The organism is Actinophytocola sp., assembly GCF_035762905.1.
Classification (GTDB): Bacteria; Actinomycetota; Actinomycetes; order Mycobacteriales; family Pseudonocardiaceae; genus DASYTH01.
The window spans coordinates 19,553-31,592 of sequence record NZ_DASUCC010000086.1; the positions used below are offsets into that span (position 1 = coordinate 19,553).

Consider the following 12,040-nt stretch of genomic DNA (forward strand, 5'->3'; position numbering starts at 1 on the left):
CAGCGTTCGGAACGCCGGGTCGGTCAACCTGACAGAGCCGGGCCCGGCGTTCCGTGGTGACCGCCCGGGGGTGGGACCGCGCTGCGCGCGGCCCCACCCCCGGGGATCGGTGCGGAAACGGCAATTCGGTGGCCCGGGTTGGTAACTCGGCTGCTCGAAACGGCAACTTGCCGGGAGTTGGCGGGGTTCACCCGGGTGGCGGGGCCGGTCTGCGGCAAGTGGGAGCGGGCGGGGATTAGCCTGGTTGGGGTATGGATGGCCAGATTTCGCTCGCCGAGGTTCGCGGGCGGCTTCCCGAGCTGATGTTGCGCGACCAGCGTCGCCTGCAGCGTCGGCTGGATGGCGTGCGCAAGATCAGGGGGGAACAGCAGCGGCGGGCGGTGGCGGAGGAGATTCGGGGCGAGGTCGAGGCGGCCGCGCGGCGGGTGGAGCGGCGGCGGGCGGCGGCGCCGGAGGTCAGCTATCCGGGGGAGTTGCCGATCACGGCGCGGCGGGACGACATTCTGGAGGCCATCCGGGGGCATCAGGTGGTGATCGTGGCGGGGGAGACCGGGTCCGGGAAGACCACGCAGCTACCGAAGATGTGTCTGGAGCTGGGGCGGGGGATTCTGGGCACGATCGGGCACACGCAGCCGCGGCGGATCGCGGCGCGGACGGTGGCCGAGCGGATCGCCGAGGAACTGGGCATCCCGCTGGGCGGGGCGGTGGGCTGGAAGGTCCGGTTCACCGACGTGGGCAGCGAGGACACGCTGGTCAAGTTGATGACCGATGGGATCCTGCTGGCCGAGATCCAGTCCGACCGGCTGCTGCGCCAGTACGACACGCTGATCATCGACGAGGCGCACGAGCGCAGCCTGAACATCGACTTCATCCTCGGTTACGTCAGGCAGCTGCTGCCGAAGCGGCCGGATCTGAAGGTGATCATCACCTCGGCCACGATCGACCCGGAGCGGTTCTCCCGGCACTTCGGCGACGCGCCGATCATCGAGGTGTCCGGCCGGACCTACCCGGTGGAGGTCCGCTACCGCCCGGTCGTGGACCCGGACGACCCGAACGGCGACCCGGACCGGGACCAGACCCAGGCCATCCTGGACGCGGTGGACGAGCTGACCGCCGAGCCGATGGGCGACATCCTCGTGTTCCTGTCCGGTGAGCGGGAGATCCGGGACACCGCCGACGCGCTGACCAACCGCAAGCTGCCCAATACCGAGATACTTCCGCTCTACGCCAGGCTGTCCTCCGCCGAGCAGCATCGGGTGTTCCAACCGCACCGCGGCCGGCGCATCGTGCTGGCCACCAACGTCGCCGAGACCTCGCTCACGGTGCCCGGCATCAAGTACGTGATCGACCCCGGCACCGCCCGGATCTCCCGGTACAGCAACCGGCTCAAGGTGCAGCGGCTGCCGATCGAATCCGTATCCCGAGCCAGCGCGAACCAGCGCGCCGGCCGGTGCGGCCGCACCTCGGACGGCATCTGCATCCGGCTCTACACCGCGGACGACCTCGCCGCCCGCCCCGAGTTCACCGACCCGGAGATCCTCCGGACCAACCTGGCGAGCGTCATCCTGCAGATGATCGCCGCCGATCTCGGTGACATCGCGGCGTTTCCGTTCATCGACCCCCCGGACCGCCGGCACGTCTCGGACGGCGTCGCGCTGCTGCGTGAGCTGGGCGCGCTGGACCGGTCCGAGGCGCTCACCCCGATCGGCCGCCGGCTCGCCCAGCTGCCGATCGACCCCCGGCTCGGCCGGATGGTGCTGGAGGCCGGCGAGAACGGCTGCCTGCACGAGGTTCTGGTGATCGCCGCCGCACTGTCCATTCAGGACCCACGGGAGCGCCCGGCGGAGGCGCGAGCGGCCGCCGACGCCATGCACGTCCGGTTCGTCGACAAGGACTCCGACTTCCTCGGCTTCCTCAACCTGTGGAACCACCTGATCGAACAACAGAAGGAGCTGTCCTCAAACCGGTTCCGCAAGCTGTGCAAGGCGGAGTTCCTGAACTACCTGCGGGTGCGCGAATGGCAGGACCTCTACGGCCAGCTCCGCCAGGTCGCCAAGAGCCTCGGCGGCACGCTCAGCAGAACCCCGGCCGATCCGAAAAACGTGCACATCGCACTGCTCTCCGGCCTGCTCTCGCACATCGGCATGAAGGACCCGGTCAACCGGGACTACATCGGCGCGCGCAACTCCCGGTTCGCGGTGTTCCCCGGATCGGCGCTGTTCAAGCGCACCCCGCGCTGGGTGATGGCCGCCGAGCTGGTGGAGACCTCCCGGCTGTGGGGCCGGGTGGCCGCCCGGATCGAGCCGGAATGGGTCGAGCCGCTGGCCGGTCACCTGGTCAAGCGCAGCTACTCCGAGCCGCGCTGGTCGGCCCAGCGCGGCGCGGTGCTGGCCACCGAGAAGGTCACGCTCTACGGGCTGCCGCTGGTGGTGGACCGCACGGTGAACTACGGCTCGGTCGACCCGGTCACCGCCCGCGAGCTGTTCATCCGGCACGCGCTGGTCGAGGGCGACTGGCAGACGAGGCACCAGTTCTTCCACCGCAACCGCGAGCTGGTCGGCGAGGTCGAGGAGCTCGAGCACCGGGCGCGCCGCCGGGACATCCTGGTCGACGAGGACACCCTGTTCGAGTTCTACGACCACCGGATCGGCCCGGAGGTGGTGTCCGCCCGGCACTTCGACACCTGGTGGAAGCAGGCCCGGCGCGCCGATCCGGACCTGCTGACCTTCGACCGGGAGCTGCTGATCAACAGCGAGGCCCGCGAGTTCCGCTCGCAGGACTTCCCGGACTCGGTGCAACAGAACGGATTGCGGCTGCCGCTCCGCTACCGGTTCGAGCCCGGCGAGCGCGACGACGGGGTGACCGTCACGGTGCCGCTCGAGGTGCTCAACCAGGTCGGCGGGGACGGGCTGCCCTGGCAGGTGCCCGGACTGCGTACCGAGCTGGTCACCGCGCTGATCCGGTCGCTGCCGAAACCGTTGCGCCGCAACTTCGTTCCGGTGCCGGACTTCGCCAAGGCGGTGCTGGACCGGATCGACCCGGCCACGGCGCCGCCGCTGGACACGATCGCCGCCGGTCTGCGCGACCTCACCGGGGTGATCGTGCCACGCGACGCCTGGCAGCTCGACGCGGTCCCCGCGCACCTCAAGGCCACCTTCCGGGTGGTCGACGAGTCCGACCGGACCCTGGCCGAGGGCAAGGATCTCGGCGCGCTCAAGCGGCAGCTCAAGGCCGAGGTCCGGGCCGCACTGTCCACAGTGGCGCACGGCGTCGAGCGGACCGGCCTGCACGACTGGGAGATCGACGAGCTGCCGCGCACGATCGAGCGATCCCGCGGCGGGCTGGTGGTGACCGCCTACCCGGCGCTGGTGGACGAGGGCGAGTCGGTCGCGGTGCGGATGTTCGACACCCAGCCGGAACAGCGGGCCCAGATGTGGCGCGGCACCAGGAGGCTGGCCCTGCTCACCGTCCCGTCGCCGGTCAAGCAGCTGATCCGCCGGCTGCCCAACGACGCCAGACTGGACCTGTCCCGCAACCCGCACACCGGAGTCGCCGACCTGCTCGACGACTGCGTGAACTGCGCCGCGGACACGCTGATCGCCCGGGCCGGCGGCCCGGCGTGGGACCGCGCCGGGTTCGCCCGGCTGCGCGAGACGGTGCGCGCCGGGCTGGACCGCACCGCCTACGAGGTGATCACCACTGTGCGCCAGGTGCTGGTCGCCGCGCACGACGTGGAAACCCGGCTGGCCGCCATGACCGGCGCCGCCTTCGGTCCGGCGCTCGACGACATGCGCGCCCAGCGAGCGGCCCTGATCTACCGCGGGTTCATCACCGCCACCGGGTACGACCGGCTGCCGGACCTGGTGCGCTACCTGCGCGGCATCGCACGGAGACTGGACAAGCTCCCGGAGCGCCCGGCCCGGGACGCGGACTGGATGGCGTCGGTGCACGAGGTGGCGCGGGCCTACCGGGAGATCGCCGGGCGGCCAGGCGCCGCCGCGATCCGGTGGATGATCGAGGAGCTGCGGGTGAGCTACTTCGCCCAGACCCTGGGCACGCCGCAACCGGTGTCGGAGAAGCGGATCTGGCGGGCCATCGACGAGCTCAGCTGAACGGCGTCTTCGGCCGCTCCTGCAGCTCGCCGTCCACGAAGATGTCCACCTTCTCGTTGTAGAAGCAGGCCAGCCCGGCGATCTTCTGGCTTTCCGGCACCGGGTACCGGTAGCACCACACCAGGTCCCGGTGCTCCACGTCGCCGATCGCGATGTTCCAGTAGCTCGCGGTTCCCTTGTACGGGCACATGGTCGTGGTGTGCGACGGGCGCAGCAGGTCCAGCCGCACGTCGGTCAGCGGCAGGTAGTACCGCGGCGGAAGGCTGGTCTCGAACAGGATCCGCGGCGCGCGCGAGTCGGCCACCCGCACCCCGTCGACCTCGACCACGACGTGCCGGCTGCTGGCCAGGACGTCCACCCGCTTGTACGGGTCGCGCGGGTGCACGTAGACCGGCTCGTCCTCCTCGAGCCACTCGTCCATCGCCGACCAGTCCAGCCGCACCAGGTCGCGCAGCTCGAGGATCGGCGAGTCGCGGTAGCGCACCGCCGCCCCCTTGGCCACGTGCCCGTCGACCACCACGTCGTAGATCGTGCCGGCGCCGCGGCTGGGCGAGTGCGTGCTCTCCCCGGTGGCCTCCAGCTTGGCCGCCAGGTCCGCGGCGGGCAGATAGTAGGCGGGGTAGTAGGGCACCTCCCAGACCAGCGAAGGCCGGGTCGACTCGGCCACCAGCCGCCCGGCCAGGTACACCCGCACCCGCTTGGCGCTGACCTCCACCCGCGGGGTCATGACCGGACCGCATCGCGCCGGGCGGCGACCAGGTCGCGCAGCGTCTGGACCACCTCGTCGGACGCCTTCTCCAGCGCGCCGCTGTCGAACGGCGGCTGCGGGTCGTACTCGATGCCGAGCTGCACCGCCCGCGCCGCGGGCTCCCCCGCGATCCGGCCGGCAAGGGACAGGGCCATGTCGATGCCCGAGGACACGCCGGCCGCGGTCACGTACTTGCCGTCGAACACCACCCGCTCGGTCACCGCCGTCGCGCCAAGCTCGGTCAGCAGGTTCCGGCTGGACCAGTGCGTGGTGGCCCGGCGGCCGGTGAGCAGCCCGGCCGCGGCCAGCACCAGCGACCCGGTGCACACCGACGTGGTCCACGTGGTGCCGGGATCCACCGCGCGCAGCCAGTCCATCAGCGGCCCGCCGGACAGATGCTCGCGCGCACCAGGGCCGCCCGGCACCAGCACGATGTCCGGGGCGCCGACCTCGTCGAAGGTGGCGTCCACGACCAGCCCGAGGCTGCCGAGCTCGGTGCGCACCGTGCCGGTGCGCGCGCCGACGTGCACGATCCGGATCCCCGGCAGCATGCCGAGCACCTGGTAGGGGCCGACCGCGTCGAGCGCGGTGATCCGGTCGTACAGCGGGATCGCGACCTGCATCGGCTACTGCACCTCCGAGTCGGGCGGCGGCACACCGGGACCGCGCTGGCGTTCGACCTCGGCCACACCGGGCACCGACCCCAGGTTCGGCAGCGCGGCCTCCTCGACCGTGCCGGTGACCACACCGAGCGGCTCCAGCACGCCGTCCACCCGCATGCCGGCGTCGCGCAGCCCGGCGACCACCTCGTCCAGCCCGTCCAGATGGTCGTCGGCGACCGAGACGACGACGCCGACCGGTTCCTGGTCCACCGGCGGCTCCTCGGATCAGGGTGCCTGTACCAGACCCGACCCTACATCCGTGCTGGGCAGTCGCAGCCGCTTCGCGGTCTGCGCGAGCCGGGCCCACAGCTCGTATCCGCGGGCGCCGGTGGCCTGCGCGACCAGCGCGGCGACCCCGGCCACGTGCGGGGTGGCCATGCTGGTTCCGCTGATTCGCCGGTGCCCCAACGGAACCGGCCAGCTCGAGTACACGTCCACGCCCGGCCCGGCCAGGTCCACCGCGCCGGCCACGTCCTCCGTGCCGCAGGAGAAGTCGGCGATCGCGAGCTTCACGTCCAGCGCGCCCACCGCGAGGATCGACGGGCAGTTGGCCGGGTGACCGACCGGTGCGGTCCGACCGGCCGACCGGCTGCTCTCGTTGCCGGCCGCGGCGATGATCAGCGTGCCGCGCTCGATGGCCCGCTCCGCGGCGCGCTCGAACGTGCGCGAGTACGGCTGGCCCACCTGGGCCGGGGCGCCCAGCGACATCGAGATCACCGAGCAGCCGTTGGCGATCGCCCAGGCGATCCCGGCCAGGATCCCGCCGTCCGAGCCGGAACCCTGGTTGGACAGCACCTTGCCGGCGTAGATCTCCGCCTCGTACGCCACGCCGTAGCCGGGCCCGCCGGCCACCTGACGCGGCCCGCACGCGGTGCCGACGCAGTGCGTGCCGTGCCCGTGGCCGTCCTGCGCCTCCTGGCCCTCGATGAACGAGCTGGACGTGACGATCCGCCCGATCAGGTCCGGGTGCGCCAGGTCCAGGCCGGTGTCCAGCACGGCGACCCGGACGCCCTTGCCGCTGGCGCCGCTGCGGGTCGCGCCGATCACCTGCAGGCCCCAGGTGTAGGTGGTCTCGTCGACCTGGGTCGACTCGGCGACGGCCTGCGCGGTCGGCTCGATCGCGTGCACGACGCGCTCCGGTTCGATCAGCGCGATCGGGCCGGGCTCACCGGCCGCCCTGGCCAGTTCCCGGACCTGGTTGCTGTCCGCGGACACCACCGCGACGCCCAGCTCGTGCAGGATCACGCCGTCCAGGTCGGACGGCGGCGCGACCGGTGCCACGCCCACGTCGGCCGTGCTCCAGGTCCGGATCCCGGCCCGGCTGACCAACTCCCTGGCCCCCGCGGCCACGGCGTCGTCCTCGAGCAGTACCAGGTATCGGCCGGTGGTCGTGCCGGCTGCCGGTTCGGTCATCTACTCCACCCTCTTCCCAGGCGTCCCAGGCCCTCGCAACTCCGATTCGTCCATCGGCGACTCCTGGAGTGCTGTGAGGGGGGCCACACGGTTTTCCCGACGTTTACTGTCGACGTATGCAGACCTGGCAACCCGTTCCGGTTCCAGCCGTCCCCGGGACGCCGCGACCACTGCGGCTCTACGACACGGCTTCCCAGGAGATCCGCCCGACCGCACCGGGACGGACGGCCACGATGTACGTCTGCGGGATCACCCCGTACGACGCGACGCACCTCGGGCACGCCGCCACCTATCTCGCCTTCGACCTGGTGCACCGGTTGTGGCTGGACAACGGCCACGAGGTGCACTACGTGCAGAATGTCACCGACGTGGACGATCCGCTGCTGGAGCGGGCCGCGCGGGACCAGTCCGACTGGGTGGTGCTCGCCATGCGCGAGACGGCGCTGTTCCGGGAGGACATGGAGGCCCTGCGGATCCTGCCGCCGCGCGACTACATCGGCGCGGTCGAGGCCGTCCCGGAGATCACCGAGGTGATCGCCAAGCTGATCGCGTCCGGGGTCGCCTACCGAGCCGCCGACGACACGTATCCGGACGTGTACTACGACCACGCGGCCACCCAATGGTTCGGGTCGGAGTCCAACTACGACGAACCGACCATGCGCACGCTGTTCGCCGAACGTGGCGGGGATCCGGACCGGCCGGGCAAGCGGCACCCACTGGATCCGCTGCTCTGGCGGATGGCCCGCCCGGGCGAGCCGAGCTGGGACAGTGAGCTGGGGCCGGGCCGGCCGGGCTGGCATGTCGAGTGCAGCGTGATCGCGCTCAACCGGCTGGGCATGGGCTTCGACGTGCAGGGCGGCGGGTCCGACCTGATCTTCCCGCACCACGAGTTCAGCGCCGCGCACGCCGAGGCGCTGACCGGTCAGCATCCGTTCGCCCGGCACTACGTGCACGCCGGGATGATCGGCCTGCACGGCGAGAAGATGTCCAAGTCGCGCGGGAACCTGGTGTTCGTGTCCAAGCTGCGCGGGGACGGCGAGTGCGGCGGCGTCGATCCGATGGCGCTGCGGCTGGCGCTGCTGTCCGGGCACTACCGGACCGACCGGGAGTGGACGCCGGACGTGCTGGCGGCCGCGACCGCCCAGCTGGCCGCCTGGCGTTCGGCGCTGACCCGGCCGGCCGGGCCGCCGGCCACCGACACCGTGGCCCGGCTGCGCACCCACCTGTCCGATGATCTGGACACACCGAAGGCCCTGCTGGCGGTGGACGCCTGGGTGCGTGAGGCCGGGACCGGTCGGGGTCGGGACGCCGACGCCCCCGGGTTACTCCGCGCCGCGGTGGACGCGCTGCTCGGGATTGAGCTGTAGCGCGACCGGCACCACCAGCGCCAGCAGCCCGGCCGGGATGAGGAACGCGGCCGCCGGGGACAGGTGGTAGACCGGGGTGAGCGCCACCGGGGTCAGCGCCAGGCCGAAGAACCGGAAGGCCTGGACCACCGAGATGTCCCCGGACCGGTTCCCGCCGTCGCCGGACAGCACCAGCGCGTTCACCCCGACCAGCAGGAACTGCGTCGCGACCCCGGCCAGCGCCCACAGCACGGCGACCGCCGGCAGCCACGGCAGCACCCCGACCAGCGCCACCGGAACCGCGCCGGCCAGCGCCCCGGCCAGCACCGAGACCCGGCCGCCGAACCGGTCGATGAATCGCCCCACCGGCCGCGCGGAGAGCAGCCCGAGCACCCCGAACCCGGTCAGCAGCAGGCCCCGGGCGCCGGCGCCGAGCCCGAAGGCGTCCTCGAGCTGAAAAGCCACCAGGAACGAAACGCCGCCGAGGCAGGCCCAGCCGACCAGCGCGACCACACCCATCAGCAGCACGGCCGGCCGCCACGCGGCGCGTAACCGGGCCGGCTCACCGGCCGATCGGTCCGGCATCTGCGCCGGTAGTCCGGCGGCGGCCAGCGCCAGCGCCACCAGGCCGACGCCGACGAACGCCAGCCGCCAGGTGACCTCGGCGGCCAACCCGCCGAGCAGCGGCGCGCTGGTCTGCCCGGCGGCCTGCAGCGAGGAGAACAGGCCGAGCGTGCGGCCCAGCCGGTGTGCCGGGGCGGCGGCCGCGATCGCGGCCAGCAGCAGCGGGGTGGTGAACGCGTTCGCCGCGCCCTGCACCACCCGGCCGGCCAGGAACAGCGGAAACCAGGTCGACACCGCGCACAGCACCGAGGACGCCACGTAGACCAGGTACGCGGTCCGCACGCTGCGTCGCGCTCCCCAGCGCGCGCCCAGCGTCCCGGACACCAGCATCAACCCGGCGAACGGCACCAGGTAGGCGGTCAGCGAGCCGGCCGCGGTGGCGGCCGAGACCCCGAAGTCGGCGCCCAACTCGGGCAGCATGGCCACGGTGACGCCGCCCCCGAACGGGCCGAGGAAGCCGCCGGCGTAGAGCCCGGCGATGGCCGCCCGGCGCCTGATCAAACTCCGGCGGGTCCCGGACCGCCGAGCGTCGGACCACCCGGGCGCCTGCGCCGCAGGTAGCGCTCGAAGTCGGCGGCGATGGCGTCGCCGCTGGTCTCGTTCAGCGGGGTCTCCGCGTCGCCCCGTTCCTCCAGTGCCCGCACGTAGTTGCGCACGTCCTCGTCCTCGTCGGCCATCTCGGTGACCGTGCGCTGCCACTCCTCGGCCTGCTCGGGCAGCCCGCCGAGCGGCACCTCGACGTCGAGCACCTCCTCGACCCGGTGCAGCAGCGCCAGCGTCGCCTTCGGCGAGGGCGGCTGGGACACGTAGTGCGGCACCGCCGCCCAGATCGAGATCGCCGGCACACCGGCCTGCACGCACGCGTCCTGCAGCACGCCCACGATCCCGGTCGGGCCCTCGTAGCGGGAGCGTTCCAGCCCGAAGTGCGCCGCCGACGTCGCGTCGTAGGCGGTCCCGGTGACCGGCACCGGCCGGGTGTGCGGTGTGTCGGCGAGCAGTGCACCCAGCGTCACCACGGTGGTCACCCCGAGCCGGTCGACGTGGTAGAGCAACTCGCCGCAGAACTTTCGCCAGCGCATGTTGGGCTCGATGCCGTGCATGAGCACGACGTCCCGGTTGGCGCCGGGCGGCCGGCACACCAGCAGCCGGGTGGTCGGCCATTCGACCCGGCGGGTGACCCCGTCCACCATGCGGACTGTGGGCCTGGTCACCTGGAAGTCGTAGTAGTCGTCCGGATCGATGTCCACCAGCGGCGTGGCGTCCCAGGTCAGCTGGAGGTGCTCGATGGCCGTGCTCGCCGCGTCGCCGGCGTCGTTCCAGCCCTCGAAGGCCGCCACCATCACGGGGTCGACAAGGTCGGGCGCGGGTTCGGCCGGGTTCGGCATCTCCGGATCGGTCACCCGGGTAAGCCTACGACCCGATGGGGTTTGCCGGAGATCGTAGGCTGGGACCATGCCTGACAAGCCTCTATCGGCGCTGCTCACCGCTCTCGACCAGGGTGTGGTGGTGGCCGACGGTGCCATGGGTACCGCGTTGCAGTCGGTACCGCTGACGCTGGACGACTTCGCCGGGTTGGAGGGCTGCAACGAGATCCTGAACGTGACCCGCCCGGACGTGGTGCGGGCCGTGCACCGGGGCTACTTCGAGGCCGGCTCGGACGCGGTGGAGACCAACACGTTCGGCGCGAACCTGGCCAACCTGGGGGAGTACGACATCCCGGAGCGGATCTTCGAACTGGCCGAGGCGGGCGCCCGGCTGGCCAGGGAGGTGGCCGACGAGTTCAGCCAGCCGGACCGGCCCCGGTTCGTGCTCGGCTCGATGGGTCCCGGCACGAAGCTGCCCACGCTGGGCCACGCGCCGTTCCCGGCGCTGCGCGACGCCTACGCCGACGCGGCGCGCGGGATGCTGGTCGCCGGGGTGGACGCGGTGATCGTGGAGACCTCCCAGGACCTGTTGCAGGCCAAGGCGGCGATCACCGGCGCGCGTCGGGCGATGGCCGACGAGGGCCGGGTGGTTCCGGTGATCATGCAGGTGACCGTGGAGACCACCGGCACCATGCTGCTGGGCACCGAACCGAGCGCGGCGCTGGCGGCGCTGGAGCCGCTGGGCATCGACCTGATCGGCATGAACTGCGCCACCGGGCCGGCGGAGATGAGCGAACACCTGCGGACCCTGTCCCGGCACGCCCGGGTGCCGCTGTCGGTGATGCCCAACGCCGGGTTGCCGGAGCTGGGCCCGAACGGTGCGGTGTACCCACTGGGGCCGGACGAGATGGCTGAGGCGCTGACGATGTTCGTGCGTGACTTCGGCGTCCGGCTGGTCGGCGGCTGCTGTGGTTCGTCCGATGAGCACGTGCGGGCCATCGTCGAGGCGATGCGCGACGTGGTTCCGGCGACCCGCCGGCCGCGCACCGAGCCCGGGGTTTCCTCGCTGTACCAGGCGGTTGCCTTCGAGCAGGACGCCTCGGTGCTGATGATCGGGGAGCGGACCAACGCCAACGGTTCCAAGGCGTTCCGGGAGGCGATGCTGGAGGGCCGGTACGAGGACTGCGTGGAGATCGCCCGGGCGCAGACCCGGGACGGCGCGCATGTGCTCGACCTGTGCGTGGACTACGTGGGTCGGGACGGGGCGGTGGACATGGCCGAGCTGGCCGCCCGGTTCGCCACCGCGTCCACCCTGCCGATCATGCTCGACTCCACCGAGCCGGAGGTGATCCAGGCCGGGCTGGAACGGCTGGGCGGGCGGTGCGCGGTCAACTCGGTGAACTACGAGGACGGCGACGGACCGGAGTCACGATTCCAGCGCACCATGGAGCTGGTGCGCGAGCACGGCGCCGCGGTCGTGGTGATGTGCATCGACGAGGAGGGCCAGGCCCGCACCAAGGACGGCAAGGTACGGATCGCCGGCCGGATCATCGACGACCTGGTCCGAGACTGGGGCATGCGGGTCGCCGACATCATCGTCGACACGCTCACCTTCCCGATCACCACGGGGCAGGAGGAGGTGCGGCGGGACGCGATCGAGACGATCGAGGCGATCCGGGAGCTCAAGCGGCGGTATCCGGAGGTGCAGACCACGCTGGGCGTGTCGAACGTCTCGTTCGGACTGAACGCGGCGGCCCGGCAGGTGCTCAAC

General features: G+C 72.1%; 9 protein-coding genes. 3 read left to right on the forward strand and 6 right to left on the reverse strand.

Going from position 1 to position 12,040, the window contains the following annotated elements; translation table 11 throughout:
- Positions 1 to 251: 251 nt before the first annotated feature.
- Positions 252 to 4,112 carry an ATP-dependent RNA helicase HrpA gene (gene hrpA / locus VFV67_RS17520; protein WP_326471298.1) on the forward strand — a complete coding sequence of 1,287 codons (3,861 nt, stop codon included), beginning with the start codon at positions 252 to 254 and terminating at the stop codon, positions 4,110 to 4,112.
- On the opposite strand, the gene VFV67_RS17525 is transcribed toward hrpA, so the two are convergent.
- From VFV67_RS17525 to VFV67_RS17540, 4 genes are read right to left on the reverse strand one after another with little or no spacing between them, the layout of a single operon-like run.
- Positions 4,105 to 4,839 carry a DUF427 domain-containing protein gene (locus tag VFV67_RS17525; protein WP_326471300.1) on the reverse strand — a complete coding sequence of 245 codons (735 nt, stop codon included), beginning with the start codon at positions 4,837 to 4,839 and terminating at the stop codon, positions 4,105 to 4,107. The two genes, hrpA and VFV67_RS17525, sit on opposite strands and share 8 nt — an antisense overlap.
- Positions 4,836 to 5,483: a DJ-1/PfpI family protein gene (locus VFV67_RS17530; RefSeq protein WP_326471301.1), complete on the reverse strand. Its 648-nt coding sequence runs from the start codon at positions 5,481 to 5,483 to the stop codon at positions 4,836 to 4,838. The genes VFV67_RS17525 and VFV67_RS17530 overlap by 4 nt, the downstream gene beginning before the upstream one ends.
- Before the next feature lie 3 nt (positions 5,484 to 5,486).
- Positions 5,487 to 5,732 carry a hypothetical protein gene (locus tag VFV67_RS17535; RefSeq protein WP_326471303.1) on the reverse strand — a complete coding sequence of 82 codons (246 nt, stop codon included), beginning with the start codon at positions 5,730 to 5,732 and terminating at the stop codon, positions 5,487 to 5,489.
- Between the two features lie 15 nt (positions 5,733 to 5,747).
- The gene (locus VFV67_RS17540; protein ID WP_326471304.1) at positions 5,748 to 6,935 is read right to left on the reverse strand and encodes a S8 family serine peptidase; all 1,188 of its coding nucleotides are present in this window, start codon (positions 6,933 to 6,935) and stop codon (positions 5,748 to 5,750) included.
- 116 nt (positions 6,936 to 7,051) lie between these two features.
- On the opposite strand from VFV67_RS17540, the gene mshC reads away from it, so the two are divergent.
- A complete protein-coding gene (mshC, locus tag VFV67_RS17545) occupies positions 7,052 to 8,302 on the forward strand; it encodes a cysteine--1-D-myo-inosityl 2-amino-2-deoxy-alpha-D-glucopyranoside ligase (protein WP_326471306.1) in 1,251 nt (416 codons plus the stop codon).
- Here mshC and VFV67_RS17550 read toward each other — a convergent pair.
- Together VFV67_RS17550 and VFV67_RS17555 are read right to left on the reverse strand one after the other, a co-directional pair.
- On the reverse strand, positions 8,258 to 9,406 hold the full coding sequence (locus tag VFV67_RS17550; RefSeq protein WP_326471308.1) for an MFS transporter: 1,149 nt from the start codon (positions 9,404 to 9,406) through the stop codon (positions 8,258 to 8,260). The two genes, mshC and VFV67_RS17550, sit on opposite strands and share 45 nt — an antisense overlap.
- Positions 9,403 to 10,290, reverse strand: a complete 888-nt coding sequence (locus VFV67_RS17555) for a PAC2 family protein (RefSeq protein WP_326471314.1) — start codon at positions 10,288 to 10,290, stop codon at positions 9,403 to 9,405. Before VFV67_RS17555 ends, VFV67_RS17550 begins: the two co-directional genes overlap by 4 nt.
- 67 nt (positions 10,291 to 10,357) lie before the next feature.
- Here VFV67_RS17555 and VFV67_RS17560 point away from each other — a divergent pair.
- Positions 10,358 to 12,040: homocysteine S-methyltransferase family protein (locus VFV67_RS17560; RefSeq protein WP_326471310.1), on the forward strand; the 1,683-nt coding region annotated here is incomplete at its 3' end.